Source organism: Enterobacter cloacae complex sp. OE43NF, assembly GCF_023544405.1.
Lineage (GTDB): Bacteria > Pseudomonadota > Gammaproteobacteria > Enterobacterales > Enterobacteriaceae > Enterobacter > Enterobacter cloacae.
Genome location: NZ_JAMJFW010000037.1, coordinates 1 through 16,424 on the forward strand (window position 1 = coordinate 1; position 16,424 = coordinate 16,424).

Genomic DNA, 16,424 nt, shown 5'->3' on the forward strand with positions numbered 1-16,424 from the left:
GAAAGAGCGAAAGCATCCTTGTTAACGTAGTGGTAATGTCATTGCCTCAGCGCGGTCATCTCATTTGGCTGGTGGCGGCAAAAAGGTTTTTCTTATTCATAATTGGTACGCGTCTTATTATACCGTGTAAGTTTTCTCCGAAAAGCCTGCAGATTAATTCATGATTATTGATTTGTATTATCTTCTGGATCTGAATGGCTATTTTTTTAAATTTAGCGGAAATGTCCTGTTATTCCATTTACCGCATCTTTTCATCTTTATGTAATAACAAAAAATAACAGATACCACTATATGTTGCAAAGTTGTTAATGAAATGACGGGGCAGTAAAACGTCTCACCTGCTGCTGAAGTGGCGTGAATTTGCACAGATAGCGCGTCTCATCCTCATCCCGATACCTCTCCCCGATATCAGAAAAATACTATGCCGGAAGAGCAAAATCTTCTGCGGCCTTCGCTTTAAGCGCCAGGGGCGTGCAACCAAATTGCTTGTTTTTACATCATTATCATCCTGTTAACGGAACCATCAATCCCTTAACGCATGGATGAAAGTGCTGCGCTTTACTTATTCTTTAATATTTCACGTGGTTCAGAGTCAGAAATTAGGAATAGTTGTAATTTCGAGATTTATGTTAACAGTTAACATAAAATTAACATTTTCAGTAAGTAACTTCCTAAAGATCTTTAGGAAATAAGGGGTTAGGTTAAGAGTAAAACGGGCAGTCGGAGAGATTATTGAGAAGATGCAGCAGTTCCTGGCGATGGCTAAGCCCGAGCTTCACCAGAATGCAGCTCAGGCGATAGATAATGCGGCTGTAGGGGCGATTCTGCAGCAGGGCGATCTGACGTAGTGACTTCCCCCGCGACAGCTCCTGTAAAATGGGCCACTCGCCGCGAGAGAACCACTCTTTACTGGAGCCCTGTGGAGGGCTGATGTCCATCAGGCTGTGCTGGAGTGCCGCCGCCGTTGACTGGCGTTCAAGGACATGAAACGGCCCCGCCGCTTTACAGAACAGACGGGTGTCGTAATTATCCGCCCTGACCAACAGATACGGCGTAAGAAAGGGCGGATACAGGCTGTGTCTTCTCAGCTGATCCAGCTTTTCCATAAGCGCCGTGGTGCGGCTTTCAATATCTACCACCAGACGGGCTGCAGGCCACTGGTTGAGCGCCTGAAAGGCTTCGTCCAGCGTCGGGTAGTCGCTACAGCTGCTCAGGGGAAACTGGCTGTTCAGAAAACCGGTGCGCAGGAAATGATCTTCCGTGACCAGAATAATAAAGGGCGCGTCGGTTTTGCGATGTTGGTGGATGGACTGGCTCAAAAATTCGAGCCGGTCGAAAAAGGGGGGAGCAAAAGGCGAGTGCGTAAATCCCAGTGCATCACTTCCTGTACGCCGCCGCCGGTAACGGCGCACTGTCATTCGCATGGCTTCCCTCCTGGAAATGGCTTTTTATTCCTCCGGCCATGTCCAGGACGGCCAGTAGTACCCCTGGCCGAGTCCTGCTCCTGCCTGTCGTGCCCGGCTATGATCCTTTTCAGTCTCAATACCTTCAATAAGCACGTTGTCGGCAAGCTGAAAGCAACGTGTCACCAGTTGCCCGAGCGCAGGGGTGGCGCGTAAACGCCAGAATGCTTCCTTGTCGATTTTTATGCCGGTTAACGGCAGCCGGCAGGACAAAAACGGTTGGACGATCGCTTCATCAATATCATCCAGCCAGATACCGTGGCCTTGTCTTCTGAGCTGCAGCAGGCGCTGGTGAACGTCCTGCCGTTTTGTGTCAGACAGCGCCAGAAAGCGTGCCGGGTCGACAATTTCTATATTCAGCGGTGCGGCAGGCAGCCGGAGAAGCCGCTGAAAGGCGTCCGGCTGCGTTAATACGGTTATCGGCAGATTGACGTAAAGATTATGACAGTGCGGGGTATTTTTTAGCGCGACAAGTTGCGCTTCAAGCAGCGTAAGTGACCACTCCGCAGACCGATCGTTGAAAAATGCTTCGCTTTGCTCTCTTGCTGACAGAACGCTCAGCACTTCCACCCCAACCTGGCGCTGCGAGGAGAGGGCGATGATAGGCTCAAGTTTGATGCCCGCGATATCGTGAGAGAGGTGCTGCAAGCTGGGGGACGTATCGATCAGGTTTTGCGCTGTCACTCCATTGTCCTGTTGTCTGTCAGCCTCCAGGCGGCCGGGATACCTCACACTAGTGTGACGAGCTGACGCTCAGGAAAACAGCAGGCGTTACTTAAATGCAGCTAAGCCTTTTCGCAGCGCTAAATTCTACGAAAGAAAGGCCGGGGATGTTGAAAAAACAGCCATATTTACAATCAGCTAGCCCTAATCGGGGGTGAAAACGGAAAAGGCATTGACTCACCTGCCATTGACCGTATAATTCTTCGCGTTTCACCACCGCGAAGTTCACTCTTCTCAGTGCGCCCTTAGCTCAGTTGGATAGAGCAACGGCCTTCTAAGCCGTAGGTCGTAGGTTCGAATCCTACAGGGCGTGCCATTTAGTCTCAGCCTTAATCCAGCCCACTCTTCCCCAGACCGACCAACCGCTACCGAACCTTCACTCTGTGCCAGCTTTTAACCGTCTGATTTGCGTGGTTAATTCCAGATGTGTATCATTCTGAACCCGGCTCTGTAGCCTGTCGGTCAGAACGTTTGTTCCGCCATCGACCGGACATTGGCGTAGTTCCAGTCAGGGCCACCATACCGCCACTAGCTCATCGGGAAGAGCGACAACCAGGATGTTGTAGTACGGGGTTCGAGGCTCCGGTGGCGGACCAACGCCGACTTAGCTCAGTAGGTAGAGCAACTGACGTGTAATCCGTAGGTCATCCGTTCGATTCCGGTAGTCGGCACCCTATTTATGGCTTCCCCGTGGGATGCCTCCGGCACGACATTCATTTCACTGTTGTACATGCCAATCATGAAGGACATTTATGTGGTATCTACTCGCAACTTCGCTTGCCGCACTTTCCCTGAATAAAAGCCTGGCTTACCTGATGCTGGGGTTAACGGCATTTCTCGGCTGGAAACAGAGCATTCTTGATGCCCCGGCGCTGCTGGTGATTGCATTAATCGTTATTGGCTGGTCTGTTGTTGAATGGCTACGTAATAAAAATAATAAATATACTTATCTGGTCGAAGGCCTGTGCGTAGTCATCGCCGTTGCCCTGGTTTTGCATGTAATCCCTGGCTTCCATAACCCGAAGGTACTGGACGCTGTCGTTGTTGGTCCGCAAAGCATACCGTTCAGTATGTACTTTAATATGGACAAGGCAGTGGTGCCGTTCTTTTTAATTACGTGCATGCCAACGTTATTCGTAGCAAAACCCCTTTATAAAGCTGGCAAGGTCGGCTGGGGAATATTGGTATTGGCGATACCCGCGCTGTTACTTCTGGCTGTTGCGTTGGGTGGGCTGAGAATTGAGCCGCATGCGCCAGAATGGTTTGCTCAATTTGCCCTTGCGAATATTTTCTTCGTCTCTTTGGCCGAGGAAGCCTTGTTCAGAGGCTATCTGCAGCAGCGCTTGTCCCGGGTTGTGCATCCTGTTGTAGCACTGTTGATTGCCTCACTCATTTTTGGGCTAATGCATTATAGCGGCGGTTTACTGCTGATTATTTTTGCCAGCCTCTCCGGTATTATTTACGGCCTGGCGTGGATGTGGAGCGGCAGGCTCTGGGTTGCAACGTTCTTCCATTTTGGGCTGAACTGCGTGCATTTATTGTTCTTCACCTATCCGATGTACGCCCCTCACGCGTCTGTGTGATGCTTTTTAAAATAGTGGCCTTATAAATTTGGCTGCCTCCGGATAAGCATAAAAAGCCCCGAAGCATCGGGGCTTTTTTTATATATGCCGCGGGCATGAATAACACATTTACCTTCGCGTCAGAATAAATAGAAGGCTAATGAATTTCATTGTTGGCAGGCTTAAGGTTTTCTTAATCTAAAAATTATCTCGCATTAAAATTTGGGTTTTTATCATTCTAAAATCTGCTAAAAACGAATTTTACACTTTTACGTCTAAACTCGATTGATAGTAATTATCATTAGCGTTGTTGTATGCTTTAATCCTGTCCCACACAGCCCTTTGTTGTTTATCACGTTGGTCTATTAAGGATATGTTCATGAATTCTCGCCTGCTGTCATGCTTCTCGCTTGCCCTGTTGTCTTCATCACTTTTCCTTTCAACTCAATCGATTGCTGCTGATAACAACGAAGGTATCGTTGTTTATAACGCGCAGCATGAAAATCTGGTGAAGTCGTGGGTAGACGGTTTTACCAAAGAAACGGGTATTAAGGTCACGCTGCGTAATGGCGATGACAGCGAGCTGGGCAACCAGCTGGTGCAGGAAGGCAGCGCATCGCCTGCGGATGTATTTTTAACTGAAAACTCGCCGTCAATGGTGCTGGTTGATAACGCCAAACTGTTTGCGCCATTAGATGCAGAGACATTAAAGCAGGTACCGGCGGAGTATCGTCCGGCACACGGCCGCTGGATCGGGATCGCCGCTCGCAGCACGGTGTTTGTCTATAACCCGGAAAAACTGAGCGAGCAGCAGCTGCCAAAATCGCTGATGGATCTGGCTAAACCCGAGTGGAAAGGCCGCTGGGCTGCCTCTCCGTCAGGAGCCGATTTCCAGGCGATCGTCAGCGCAATGCTGGCTCTGAAAGGCGAGCAGGCCACCCTTGAGTGGCTCAAAGCGATGAAAGCCAATTTCGTTGCCTATAAAGGCAACAGCACCGTGATGAAAGCCGTTAACGCCGGTCAGATTGATGGCGGGGTGATTTATCACTACTACCGTTTTGTCGATCAGTCCAAAACGGGTGAAAACAGCAAAAACACTAAGCTCTACTACTTCAAACACCAGGATCCGGGCGCCTTTGTTAGCCTCTCCGGCGGCGGCGTGCTGGCGTCCAGCAAACACAAAGCGCAGGCTGAGGCCTTCATTAAATACATCACCGGCAAAGAAGGGCAGGATAGCCTGCGCACCAATAACGCCTTTGAATATGCGGTGGGCGTGAATGCGGCCTCTAACCCGAAACTGGTGCCGCTGAACGAGCTGGATGCACCGAAAGTGGAACCTTCCACGCTTAACAGTAAAAAAGTCATCGAGCTGATGACGCAAGCTGGCCTGCTGTGATCCTGAGAGTAAAGTGAACGTCCTATGTCTGGTCTGAGTCTCGACATCGGCAAAAACAGAGTGCGGGAGCCTGCCCGCAGGCGTCCTGCGCTGCCGATGGTTGCGTTAGCTGTCCTATTTTCATTAATGGCGCTTCTGCCTTTGGGCTTTATCATTGCCATAGGCATTGAGACGGGCTGGGAAACCATTAAGGCGTTGGTGTTTCGCCCGCGTGTTGCTGAACTGCTCAGCAACACGCTGTGGCTGACGGCCTTAGCGGTGCCACTCTGTATCGTCACCGGCGTGGCGATAGCCTGGCTGACGGAACGTACTCAGCTGGCCGGGCGGGGGATCTGGTCTGCGCTGGCGGTGGCCCCGTTGGCCATCCCCGCGTTCGTGCAAAGCTACGCCTGGGTGAGTGTGGTGCCTTCCATGCACGGGCTTTCTGCGGGCGTGTTTCTCTCCGTGTTAGCCTACTACCCGTTTATCTATATGCCCGTGGCGGCGGTGCTGCGTCGTCTGGATCCAACGCTTGAAGATGTTGCCGCTTCGCTCGGCACGCCGCCGTGGCGGGTCTTTTTTCGCGTGGTGTTACCGCAGCTTAAGCTCGCGATTTGCGGCGGCGCGCTGCTGGTGGCCCTACATCTGCTGGCGGAATATGGCCTGTACGTGATGATCCGCTTTGATACCTTCACCACCGCCATTTACGACCAGTTCCAGTCGACATTCAGTGGCCCGGCGGCAAATATGCTGGCGGGTGTGCTGGCGCTATGCTGTCTGGCCATCTTGCTGCTGGAAGGGGTCACCCGCGGGAAAGCCCGTTATGCGCGCATCGGCGCTGGGGCGGCACGTGAACAGACGCGCTGGCCGCTAAAGCCTGTTGCTGCGGCGTTGGGCCAGCTGTTTTTCCTCATGCTGATTGTGCTGGCGCTGGGCGTACCGCTCACTGTGCTGTGTCGCTGGATATGGCTTGGCGGCGTACAGAACTGGATGAGCGCCGATCTCTGGCACTCGCTGCGCCAGACGCTGATGCTCGGTGTGGGCGGCGCGCTGCTGACCACCGCCTGTGTCATTCCCATCGCCTGGCTCGGTATCCGTTATCCGCACCGCATCTTCCGGATGCTGGAAGGGTGCATTTACATCACCAGCTCTCTGCCGGGGATCGTCACCGCCCTCGCGCTGGTCACGGTCACCATTCACTATGCACGTCCGATTTATCAGACCGAAATTACGCTGTTCCTGGCTTATCTGCTGATGTTTATGCCCCGTGCGCTCATTAACCTGCGGGCCGGGATTGCCCAGGCGCCGGTGGAGCTCGAAAACGTGGCGCGCAGTCTGGGCAGCACGCCCGCGAAGGCATTGTGGAGCGTCACCATGCGATTGGCCGCGCCCGGTGCGGCGGCAGGGGCGGCGCTGGTCTTCCTTGGCGTCAGTAACGAACTGACGGCGACGCTGCTGCTCTCCCCGCTGGGAACGCGCACGCTGTCCACCGGTTTCTGGGCGCTGACCAGCGAGATCGATTATGTTGCCGCTGCGCCTTACGCCATGCTGATGATTTTGATTTCACTTCCGCTGACCGCCATTCTTTATATGCAGTCCAAAAAAATTGCAGGGCTATGAGATGCTTGAATTAACGTCCATTTCTAAATCGTTTTCCGATGCGCAGGTGCTCGACAGCTTAAACCTGAGCGTCGCGCCGGGAAGCCGGACGGCGATTGTCGGGCCGTCAGGGTCGGGTAAAACCACGCTGCTGCGTATCCTTGCCGGGTTCGAAACGCCGGATAGCGGACGTATCGTGATGCAGGGCCGAACCCTGTTCGACCAGAACAACTTTATTCCCGCGCATCTGCGTAAAATTGGCTTTGTTCCTCAGGAGGGGGCGCTCTTCCCGCATCTTAATGTGGCAGACAACATTGCCTGGGGATTAGACGGTACCCGCCACGAGAAGCGCCAGCGCGTGGAAGCACTGATGGAGATGGTCTCGCTTGACAGACAACTCGCCACGCACTGGCCGCATGAGATTTCCGGCGGCCAGCAGCAGCGCGTGGCGCTTGCCCGCGCGCTGGCGCAGCGTCCTTCCCTGATGCTGCTGGATGAACCCTTCTCGGCGCTGGATACCGGCCTGCGCGCCATGACGCGTAAGGCCACGGCTGACCTGCTGGCGGAAGCGGGCGTGGCCTCGATCCTGGTTACTCACGATCAAAACGAAGCGTTGTCCTTTGCCACGCAGGTGGCGGTCATGCGATCCGGACGTTTCACTCAGGTCGGCACACCTTATCAGGTCTATAGCCAGCCCGTGGATGAAGAGACGGCGCTTTTCCTGGGGGATGCGGTGATCCTGCCTGCTCAGCTCGCCAGCGGCTATGCGCTCTGCGCGCTGGGCGAGGTGCCCACGGATAACGCCCAGGCGACGGGGCAGGGCAGAGTGATGTTGCGCCCTGAGCAACTGCACGTGACGGCATGCGCGGCGCACGAAAGCCCGGTGTCGATTGTTGATGTGGATTTCACCGGCCAGCTCTCCATGCTGACGCTGGCGTTAGCCGGACAAACGGAGCCGATTACCCTGAAAACCGTCAGTCAGCCTGGATGGCACCCGGGGGCGGCGGTGCGTATTGATATTGCTGGTACGGCGCGCGTTTTTGAATATTCTTAATGTTCGTTAGTAATTTAATCCAACGGGTTGTTATAAAAGAATTTTCCTTAACGTGTGGCATTTCCTGAGATTCTCTACCATGCTCATAAAACCTCACCATCATGTGTGAGGTTTTTCGTAGTTGCTGATTAATCTCAAGGAAAAAAGGTTATGAAAAAGACGACTGCTATTTTGCTGGGAACGGCGTTTCTGTTTACCACCAATACCTTTGCGGCTGAACTGCTGACGAAAAATGAATTCGAGAAAGTCGAATCGCAGTATGAAAAAATCGGTACGGTAAGCACTTCAAATGAAGTCTCTATTGATGATGCAAAGAAAGAATTGATTGAAAAAGCAGATAAAGAAGGTGCCGACGTACTGGTGCTCACGTCAGGTAATACCAACAACAAAATTCACGGCACGGCCGATATTTACAAGAAAAAATAATGTCCTGCAGCCATCCCGGATCCGGGGTGGCTGTGCGTCACGCTTTTCCTCTGTAACACCTCTCTCTTCCCCGGCTTCATTTAACCCCCTGTCCTCAGGCCGAAACGCGCGGTTACACTTGCTAACGCAGATATAATGCGTATAGTTCTCATTTGCATTACACATAAACTTTTCTAAGGCCCGACAACGGGCTATTTTTGCGCGCACATTTAATGAGTCCATTATGAATAACACCAGAATGCATAAAACACTGCTGGCGCTCGCCGTTGGCGCAGTGACCCACGCTGCCCTGGCGGCAGAGGCAAAGCCAGAAGACACCATGGTCGTCCAGTCTGCCACCGGGTCTGATTTCACTCCCGGCGGTGACCAGCTGGTGCCCGCCTTCCTGGATGGACAGGTGGCAAACGGCGGCCGTCTGGGGATGCTCGGCCAGCAGAATGCCATGGACGTGCCGTTTAATATCATCAGCTACACCTCGAAGCTGGTGGAAGATCAGCAGGCGAAAACCATTGCTGATGTGGTTGCCAACGATGCAGGCGTGCAGTTCGTGCAGGGTTACGGTAACAGCGCCGAAACCTTCCGTATTCGTGGCCTGAAGTTTGACGGCGATGACATGACCTTTGGCGGCCTGTCCGGCGTGCTGCCGCGTCAGGTTGTGGATGCCCAGATGGTCGATCGCATTGAAATTTTCAAAGGGGCAAACTCGCTGATGAACGGCGCGGCAAGCTCCGGCGTGGGCGGGATGATTAACCTTGAGCCAAAACATGCGGGCGACGTCCCGCAGGCGAAAGTGGGCGTGGACTACACCTCCGACTCACAGATTGGCACCACGCTCGATGCTGGCCGACGCTTTGGCGACAACGACCAGTTCGGCGCGCGCGTGAACCTGGTTCACCGGGAAGGGGAAACCGGTGTGCCGAACGACCGCCGCCGCACCACGCTGCTCTCCACCAGTCTGGATTACAAAGGCGACAATTTCCGCACCTCGCTGGATCTGGGCTATCAGAAGAAAACCTTCCACGGCAGCCCGACCAGCGTCAACATTTCCGCCGTGGACTTTGTGCCTGAGCCGCCGAAAAACGATCGTAACTTCTCGCAGAAATGGGCCTACAGCGACATTGAAAACGAGTTCGGGATGTGGCGCAGCGAGTACGACATCACTGACAACTGGACGGCCTATACCGGTCTCGGCGCGCAGCACGCGCATGAAGAGGGGATCTACAGCGCGCCGAAGCTGGTGGACAAGAGCGGTAAGGCCACGGTCAGCCGTCTAGATACCAACCGTATCAGCGATTCCCTCAGCGGTATGGCGGGGATACGCGGTCACTTCACTACCGGCTTTGTCTCGCACAAGGTCAACGTGGGGTATTCCGCGATGACCAAAAACGAAAAAATCGCCTGGAAAATGTCGGCGACGGCGGATAACCCAACCACCAACATTTACCACAACACAGGCGTCGCGATGCCGGACAGCTCCAATTTCAACGGCTCTGGCGGCAAATACAGCGATCCGCTGACCAGCGGGCGCACCCGCACTCAGGGCTGGCTGCTGAGCGATACCCTGGGCGTGCTGGATGACAAGCTGCTGTTTACCGCTGGTGCACGTCATCAGAAAGTGGTCATCCGCGGGTACAACAAAATTACCGGTGCGGAAAACGACGCGGACGGTTTTGACGGCAGCCGCTGGATGCCAACCTACGGTGTGGTTTATAAACCGTGGGAGGAAATTTCGCTTTACGCTAACCACACCGAAGCGCTGCAACCGGGTAAAACCGCGCCCAACACGGCCACCAACTACGGCCAGAGCACCGGTATCGTTCACTCTAAGCAGAATGAAGTGGGCGTGAAGGCGGACTTTGGTCGCGTGGGCGGCTCCCTGGCGCTGTTTGAGATCAAAATGCCGTCGGCGATCCTCGACGACAGCGGTCACTACGGCCTGGACGCTGAGCAGCGTAACCGTGGCGTAGAGCTGAACGTCTTCGGCGAGCCAATGCTCGGGATGCGCCTGAACGCCAGCGCCACCTGGCTGCAGGCCGAGCTGACCAAAACCAAAAACGGCGTGAATCAGGGCAACGATGCCATTGGTGTCCCGAACTTCTACGCCGTGCTGGGCGCAGAGTACGACATCAAACCGATTGAGGGCCTGACGGCTACCGCCCGCGTCAACCACTCCGGCACGCAGTACGCCGACCTCGCGAACAGCAAAAAGCTCGACAGCTATACCACGCTGGATCTGGGCATGCGCTATCGCTTCGCGGTGAACCACAATGAAAACCAGATGACGGTGCGCGCGGGCATCGACAACGTGACCAACGAAAACTACTGGTCCAGCGTTGATGATTCCGGCACCTACATCACGCAGGGCGAACCGCGTACCTTTAAGGTCTCGGTTGGCTACGAGTTCTAAGCGTTCCACCTCGTTATCCGGGGCAGGGATGCCCCCATCCTTCCGTACCTTGTTATAAAATTGTAATAAAAGCTTCTTACACTGGCCTCCAGACCTTTACCTCTTGGCCAATGACAGGAAGCCGCTATGGGCAGACCCCTCAAATCCGTATTTAAAAAAGAACATCGCGACGATATCACTAACCGCAGCGCTAACCCGGTATTCTCCGAGGTTGCGGAGGTATTCCTCTCCCGCCGCCGTTTTTTGCAGATGGGCGCCGTGGCGGGTGCTGCCGCTTCATTCCCTTTTCTGATCAAACCTGAAAGCGCCATTGCCGCAGTATCAAAGCCTTCTGCACTGGCAAAAGCGGTTTCCCTGGGCTTTACCAGCATCGACGTATCCACGGAAGATACGGTCAGGGTGCCGGAAGGCTATATCGCCCGTCCGTTTTATCGCTGGGGTGACCCGACGGGGATCAAGAACAACATGCCGGCGTTTAAACAGGATGCCAGCAACACCACCGACGAACAGGCCGTGCAGGCAGGCATGCACCACGACGGGATGGCGTGGTTTAGCCTGCCGCAAGGGAAACAAAACCCGGAACATGGCCTGCTGGCGCTGAATCATGAGTACATCGATAACGGGATGCTGTTTACCGACGGCACGGCCAACTGGAATCTCGACAAGGCCCGCAAGGGGCAGAACGCGATGGGCGTGTCGGTGGTGGAAGTGAAAAAATCGGGCAGCGACTGGCAGGTGGTTCGCCCGTCTTCGTATGCCCGCCGCATTACCGTCAATACGCCGATGCAGCTTACCGGCCCGGCGCGGCATCAGGACTTAATGAAAACCGCCGCTGACCCGCAGGGGGAACGCGTGCTGGGCACCATGCAAAACTGCGCCAACGGCCATACGCCGTGGGGCACCTATCTCACCTGCGAGGAGAACTGGTCGGATATTTTTGTCAAAAAAGCCGATCTTAATCCGCTGGAAAAACGCTACGGCATCAGCGACAGCGATGAATCCTACCGCTGGAACGAGGTGGATGACCGCTTCAGCGTCGATAAAACCCCTAACGAACCCAACCGTTTCGGCTGGGTGGTGGAGATTGATCCCTACGATCCCAGCTCCACGCCGCGCAAGCACACCGCTCTGGGCCGCTTCAAGCATGAAGGCGCCGCCGTCACGCTCGCCGCCGATAACCGCGTGGTGGTCTATATGGGGGACGACCAGAAGTTTGAGTACATCTATAAATTCGTCTCGGACAAAAAATACGATCCTGCCAACCGTGAAGCCAATATGCAGCTGCTGACGTCCGGCACGCTGTACGTTGCCCGGTTCAACGAGGAGGGGAGCGGCGACTGGCTGCCGCTGATCTTCGGGCAGAATGGCCTGGATAAAAGCAACGGTTTCGAAAGCCAGGGCGATCTGCTGATCAAAACCCGTCTGGCGGCCGACGTGGTGGGGGCGACGAAAATGGATCGTCCAGAGTGGATTGCGGTCGATCCGCACGCCAGCGGCAGCGTCTACTGTACGCTCACCAACAACAGCGATCGCGGTAAAGAGGGCAAGGCGCCGGTCGATGCCGCCAACCCGCGTGCCAACAACGTGTTTGGTCATATTATGCACTGGCACGAAGAGGGAGCCGATCCGGCCGCCGCTCGCTTTAAGTGGGATATTCTGGTGATGGCCGGGCGTACCGACAGCGACGATCCGAAGGCCAAAGGCTCCATGCAGGGGGCAGCATTTGGCAGCCCGGATGGCCTGTCGTTCGATCACCAGGGCGTGCTGTGGATCCAGACCGATGTCTCTTCCAGCACCATTAATAAGAAAGCGTACGAAGGGATGGGCAATAACCAGATGGTGGCTACCATTCCGGGCACCAATGAGTATCGCCGTTTCCTGACCGGCCCACGCGGGTGTGAAATCACCGGGATTGCGTTTACGCCGGACAACCGCACGCTGTTTATTAACATTCAGCATCCGGGAGAGGGCGGGGATGATATTACCGACCCGGCCAATCCGCGTGCTGTTTCCAACTGGCCAGACGCGAACCCGAACGGACGTCCGCGTTCGTCGACGGTGGTTATCACCAAAGCGGACGGTGGGATCATCGGTTCGTGACGTTTATCCGCCGGGTGCACGCAGTGGCCCGGCGTTAAACTTGCTACCACCAGCATGAAGTGTTAAAACGTGCCCCTTCTAAAAAAGAGACAGGGGTAGGACGTGAAAGACGCGTCATCCGCTTCAGGCAACGGTAGCGCTGAAGCTTCGTCGGAACAGAACCCGACGCTGCAACGTGGTTTGCAAAATCGACATATTCAGTTAATTGCCCTTGGCGGCGCGATCGGTACCGGGCTGTTCCTGGGTATCGGCCCCGCCATTCAGATGGCTGGCCCGGCGGTCCTGCTGGGGTACGGTATCGCCGGGGTTATCGCCTTCCTGATCATGCGCCAGCTCGGCGAGATGGTCGTCGAAGAGCCGGTGTCAGGCTCGTTCGCTCACTTTGCCTATAAATACTGGGGCCCGTTCGCAGGCTTCCTCTCCGGCTGGAACTACTGGGTGATGTTTGTGCTGGTGGGAATGGCCGAACTGACCGCCGCAGGCATCTATATGCAGTACTGGCTGCCCGAGGTGCCAACGTGGGTCTGGGCTGCGGCCTTCTTTATTATCATCAACGCCGTTAACCTCGTGAACGTGCGCCTGTATGGTGAAACCGAGTTCTGGTTCGCGCTGATCAAGGTGCTGGCGATTATCGGCATGATCGGCTTTGGCCTGTGGCTGCTGTTCTCCGGCCACGGCGGCGAGCGGGCCACTATCGACAACCTCTGGCAGCACGGCGGCTTCCTGGCGACGGGCTGGAAGGGGCTGATCCTGTCGCTGGCGGTGATTATGTTCTCGTTCGGCGGGCTGGAGCTGATTGGGATCACCGCGGCCGAAGCGCGCGATCCGCATAAAAGCATTCCAAAAGCGGTTAACCAGGTGGTGTACCGTATTCTGCTGTTCTACATCGGCTCGCTGGTGGTACTGCTGGCGCTCTACCCGTGGGTGGAAGTGAAGTCCGACAGCAGTCCGTTTGTGATGATTTTCCACGATCTGAACAGCAACGTGGTGGCGTCGGCGCTGAACTTCGTCATTCTGGTGGCGTCGCTGTCGGTCTATAACAGCGGGGTGTACTCCAACAGCCGCATGCTGTTTGGCCTTTCGGTGCAGGGGAACGCCCCGAAATTCCTCACCCGCGTCAGCCGCCGCGGTGTGCCGGTCAACTCTCTGCTGCTTTCCGGGGCCGTTACGTCGCTGGTGGTGCTGATCAACTACCTGCTGCCGAAATCCGCCTTTGGTCTGTTGATGGCGCTGGTTGTCGCCACGCTGCTACTGAACTGGATCATGATCTGCCTGGCGCACCTGCGTTTTCGCGCCGCGATGCGCCGCAAGGGGCGTGAGACGCAGTTTAAGGCGCTGCTCTATCCGGCAGGCAACTACATCTGTATTGCGTTCCTGGCGATGATCCTGGTGCTGATGTGCACCATCGACGACATGCGTCTGTCCGCGATGCTGCTGCCGGTGTGGGTGGTGTTCCTGTTTATCGCGTTTAAACTCTCACGCAAAAAGTAGCCCGTTTTTCTCCCTCTCCCTGTGGGAGAGGGCCGGGGTGAGGGCAACAGACCGCACCAAACCAGACCGCACCTGCCTTCACGCCCGGTGGCGCTGCGCTTACCGGGCCTACATGTTGCACTATTAAATCTCAAACGCTATCCGTTTCCCGTTTGGTAACGTCACATCGATGCTTAGCTCCCCTCCAAGCGCACTCACATAGCGTTTGAGCGTTGAAAGTCGGGGGTCGTTTCCCGGCTGTTCGATTTTCGCCACCGTGGGTTGTTTTACCCCCATTGCCACAGCCAGTTCTGTCTGCGAAATATTGAGCTCTTCCCGCAGTTGGTTCAGCGCAACAATTCTGCGCATTACTTCAACTTTCGCCGCAATGCGCTCCTGACTTTCCGCGCTCTGTTGTGCCATAAGTTCTTTTAGCGTTGCCATATGGCCTCCTTATTCGCCAGATGTCTGTGATACTCAACGTCAGCCAGCGCTATCATCTCTTTATAAAACCGTTTTTGGTTGCAACCGGTTTTGTCCCCGGCACAGAGCACAATTGCTTTGCGGTCAGGATCAAAAGCAAAAAAGGCCCTGATGGGATTTCCTCTGTGCTGAATTCGTAACTCTTTCATGTTCCCAAAGGCTGAAGCCTTCACGGTGTCTACAAACGGCCGCCCAAGTTGCGGACCAAACTCAGAAAGAATATGCATTGCTGCCAGCACATCTTCTTTTAACGCTGTTGTTTGTTCAAAGAACCATTCATCAAATCTGTCTGTTGTCTCGACGTTCCACATCGTTTCTCCTGTAGCTTCCTCGCCTTATTATTTTATAGCCTATTGGCTATAATTCCAATCAGAACACATCTGTTTATCAGGCAAGCCTCTTTATCGTGACCCTCCTCCCAAATCTTCTACGTCCACAGGATCTTTATTTTGTAATCGATTACTTTTTGTTTGAGCTGTTTTGTAATCGATTACTTTTGAGGGTGAGGCTTATCATGGTGTCAACAACTGAAAGTAGTGGAAAAGCGATAGCACCGCACCGGCTGCTGGTGCCGCGTCTGTCGCTGATGATGTTTCTGCAGTTTTTTATCTGGGGAAGCTGGTCGGTCACGCTGGGTCTGGTGATGACCCAGCACAACATGTCGTTGCTGATTGGCGATGCGTTCTCCGCCGGGCCTATCGCCTCTATTTTGTCGCCGTTTGTGCTCGGCATGCTGGTGGATCGCTTCTTCGCTTCGCAAAAGGTGATGGCGGTGATGCATCTGGCCGGGGCGGCAATCCTCTGGTTTGTGCCGGGCGCGCTGATTGCTGAAAACGGTGCGCTGCTGATCGGTCTGCTGTTTGGTTATACGCTCTGCTATATGCCGACGCTGGCGCTGACCAACAATATCGCCTTCCACAGCCTGGCGAACGTGGATAAAACCTTCCCGGTGGTGCGCGTGTTTGGCACTATCGGCTGGATTGTGGCGGGCATTTTCATCGGCGTCACCGGCGTGGCGGCAAGCGTCACCATCTTCCAGGTGGCGGCAGTCAGCTCCGTGCTGCTGGCTCTCTACAGCCTGACGCTACCGCACACGCCTGCTCCCGCGAAAGGGCTGCCGGTGCAGGTTCGCGATCTCTTCTGCGCGGATGCCTTTGCGCTGCTTAAAACCCGCCACTTTTTCGTCTTTTCCGTCTGCGCGATGCTGATCTCCGTCCCGCTGGGGACCTACTACGCCTACACTGCCTCGTATCTGGCGGATGCGGGTATTGCGGATGTCAGTACCGCCATGTCGTTCGGGCAGATGTCTGAGATCTTCTTCATGCTGGTCATTCCGCTGCTGTTCCGCCGTCTGGGCGTGAAAATCATGCTGCTGATCGGCATGCTGGCGTGGTTTGTGCGCTACGCCATGTTTGCGCTGGGCGTGAGTGAAGAGGGGCGCATCCTGCTCTATCTCGGCATTCTGTTGCACGGCGTCTGCTACGATTTCTTCTTTGTCGTCGGCTTTATCTATACCGACCGGGTCGCAGGCGAAAAGGTCAAAGGTCAGGCGCAGAGCATGATCGTGATGTTCACCTACGGCATCGGCATGCTGCTTGGCTCGCAGATATCCGGCGCGCTCTATAACCGCCTGGTGGCCGGGCAGGCCGTTCCGCAGGCGTGGGTCACGTTCTGGTGGATCCCGGCGGTGGCTGCCGCGGCGATCGCGCTGATTTTCCTTCTCACGTTTAAGTATGACGATGACAAGGCGTAATGTTCTGGA

General features: G+C 55.0%; 13 protein-coding genes and 1 tRNA gene. 10 read left to right on the plus strand and 4 right to left on the minus strand.

Annotated features, from left to right (window positions below; all coding sequences use genetic code 11):
* Positions 1-701: 701 nt before the first annotated feature.
* Together M8370_RS16630 and M8370_RS16635 are read right to left on the minus strand one after the other, a co-directional pair.
* Positions 702-1,424, minus strand: coding sequence for a helix-turn-helix transcriptional regulator (locus tag M8370_RS16630; RefSeq protein WP_058678874.1), 723 nt, complete (start codon positions 1,422-1,424; stop codon positions 702-704).
* 24 nt (positions 1,425-1,448) lie between these two features.
* The gene (locus M8370_RS16635; RefSeq protein WP_029882622.1) at positions 1,449-2,147 is read right to left on the minus strand and encodes an EAL domain-containing protein; all 699 of its coding nucleotides are present in this window, start codon (positions 2,145-2,147) and stop codon (positions 1,449-1,451) included.
* Positions 2,148-2,425: 278 nt separating this feature from the next.
* Between M8370_RS16635 and M8370_RS16640 the strand changes: the two genes are divergently transcribed.
* The 9 genes from M8370_RS16640 (at position 2,426) to pheP (ending at position 14,200) form a co-directional block, all read left to right on the plus strand.
* Positions 2,426-2,502, plus strand: a tRNA-Arg gene (locus M8370_RS16640).
* 436 nt (positions 2,503-2,938) lie between these two features.
* Positions 2,939-3,769, plus strand: a complete 831-nt coding sequence (locus M8370_RS16645; RefSeq protein ID WP_058678298.1) for a CPBP family intramembrane glutamic endopeptidase — start codon at positions 2,939-2,941, stop codon at positions 3,767-3,769.
* Positions 3,770-4,127: 358 nt separating this feature from the next.
* Positions 4,128-5,144 (plus strand): iron ABC transporter substrate-binding protein, encoded by a 1,017-nt coding sequence (locus M8370_RS16650; RefSeq protein WP_058678299.1) that lies wholly within the window; start codon positions 4,128-4,130, stop codon positions 5,142-5,144.
* A gap of 24 nt (positions 5,145-5,168) precedes the next feature.
* On the plus strand, positions 5,169-6,743 hold the full coding sequence (locus M8370_RS16655) for an ABC transporter permease (protein ID WP_058681151.1): 1,575 nt from the start codon (positions 5,169-5,171) through the stop codon (positions 6,741-6,743).
* 1 nt (position 6,744) lies between these two features.
* Complete coding sequence (locus M8370_RS16660; RefSeq protein WP_038418837.1) at positions 6,745-7,776, plus strand: ABC transporter ATP-binding protein; 1,032 nt, start codon at positions 6,745-6,747, stop codon at positions 7,774-7,776.
* Positions 7,777-7,926: 150 nt separating this feature from the next.
* Positions 7,927-8,202 (plus strand): DUF1471 family periplasmic protein YahO, encoded by a 276-nt coding sequence (gene yahO, locus M8370_RS16665; RefSeq protein ID WP_013097697.1) that lies wholly within the window; start codon positions 7,927-7,929, stop codon positions 8,200-8,202.
* A gap of 223 nt (positions 8,203-8,425) precedes the next feature.
* A complete protein-coding gene (locus M8370_RS16670; RefSeq protein WP_250021419.1) occupies positions 8,426-10,609 on the plus strand; it encodes a TonB-dependent receptor in 2,184 nt (727 codons plus the stop codon).
* A gap of 126 nt (positions 10,610-10,735) precedes the next feature.
* Complete coding sequence (locus M8370_RS16675) at positions 10,736-12,709, plus strand: PhoX family protein (RefSeq protein WP_057071947.1); 1,974 nt, start codon at positions 10,736-10,738, stop codon at positions 12,707-12,709.
* Positions 12,710-12,811: 102 nt separating this feature from the next.
* Positions 12,812-14,200 carry a phenylalanine transporter gene (gene pheP, locus M8370_RS16680; RefSeq protein ID WP_250021426.1) on the plus strand — a complete coding sequence of 463 codons (1,389 nt, stop codon included), beginning with the start codon at positions 12,812-12,814 and terminating at the stop codon, positions 14,198-14,200.
* A gap of 123 nt (positions 14,201-14,323) precedes the next feature.
* Here the strand turns inward: pheP and M8370_RS16685 are convergent, their stop codons facing one another.
* Together M8370_RS16685 and M8370_RS16690 are read right to left on the minus strand one after the other, a co-directional pair.
* Positions 14,324-14,623, minus strand: a complete 300-nt coding sequence (locus tag M8370_RS16685) for a helix-turn-helix domain-containing protein (protein WP_062935431.1) — start codon at positions 14,621-14,623, stop codon at positions 14,324-14,326.
* On the minus strand, positions 14,611-14,973 hold the full coding sequence (locus tag M8370_RS16690) for a type II toxin-antitoxin system RelE/ParE family toxin (RefSeq protein ID WP_013097692.1): 363 nt from the start codon (positions 14,971-14,973) through the stop codon (positions 14,611-14,613). Before M8370_RS16690 ends, M8370_RS16685 begins: the two co-directional genes overlap by 13 nt.
* Before the next feature lie 203 nt (positions 14,974-15,176).
* On the opposite strand from M8370_RS16690, the gene M8370_RS16695 reads away from it, so the two are divergent.
* The gene (locus M8370_RS16695; protein WP_029882613.1) at positions 15,177-16,415 is read left to right on the plus strand and encodes an MFS transporter; all 1,239 of its coding nucleotides are present in this window, start codon (positions 15,177-15,179) and stop codon (positions 16,413-16,415) included.
* Positions 16,416-16,424: the final 9 nt, after the last annotated feature.

Coding starts and splice junctions, on each gene's coding strand:
- M8370_RS16685 (WP_062935431.1), bottom strand. CDS start 14,623: ATGGCAACGCTAAAAGAACTTATGGCACAACAGAGCGCGGAAAGTCAG.
- M8370_RS16650 (WP_058678299.1), top strand. CDS start 4,128: ATGAATTCTCGCCTGCTGTCATGCTTCTCGCTTGCCCTGTTGTCTTCA.
- M8370_RS16645 (WP_058678298.1), top strand. CDS start 2,939: ATGTGGTATCTACTCGCAACTTCGCTTGCCGCACTTTCCCTGAATAAA.
- M8370_RS16690 (WP_013097692.1), bottom strand. CDS start 14,973: ATGTGGAACGTCGAGACAACAGACAGATTTGATGAATGGTTCTTTGAA.
- yahO (WP_013097697.1), top strand. CDS start 7,927: ATGAAAAAGACGACTGCTATTTTGCTGGGAACGGCGTTTCTGTTTACC.
- M8370_RS16670 (WP_250021419.1), top strand. CDS start 8,426: ATGAATAACACCAGAATGCATAAAACACTGCTGGCGCTCGCCGTTGGC.
- M8370_RS16660 (WP_038418837.1), top strand. CDS start 6,745: ATGCTTGAATTAACGTCCATTTCTAAATCGTTTTCCGATGCGCAGGTG.
- M8370_RS16695 (WP_029882613.1), top strand. CDS start 15,177: ATGGTGTCAACAACTGAAAGTAGTGGAAAAGCGATAGCACCGCACCGG.
- M8370_RS16630 (WP_058678874.1), bottom strand. CDS start 1,424: ATGCGAATGACAGTGCGCCGTTACCGGCGGCGGCGTACAGGAAGTGAT.
- M8370_RS16655 (WP_058681151.1), top strand. CDS start 5,169: ATGTCTGGTCTGAGTCTCGACATCGGCAAAAACAGAGTGCGGGAGCCT.
- M8370_RS16675 (WP_057071947.1), top strand. CDS start 10,736: ATGGGCAGACCCCTCAAATCCGTATTTAAAAAAGAACATCGCGACGAT.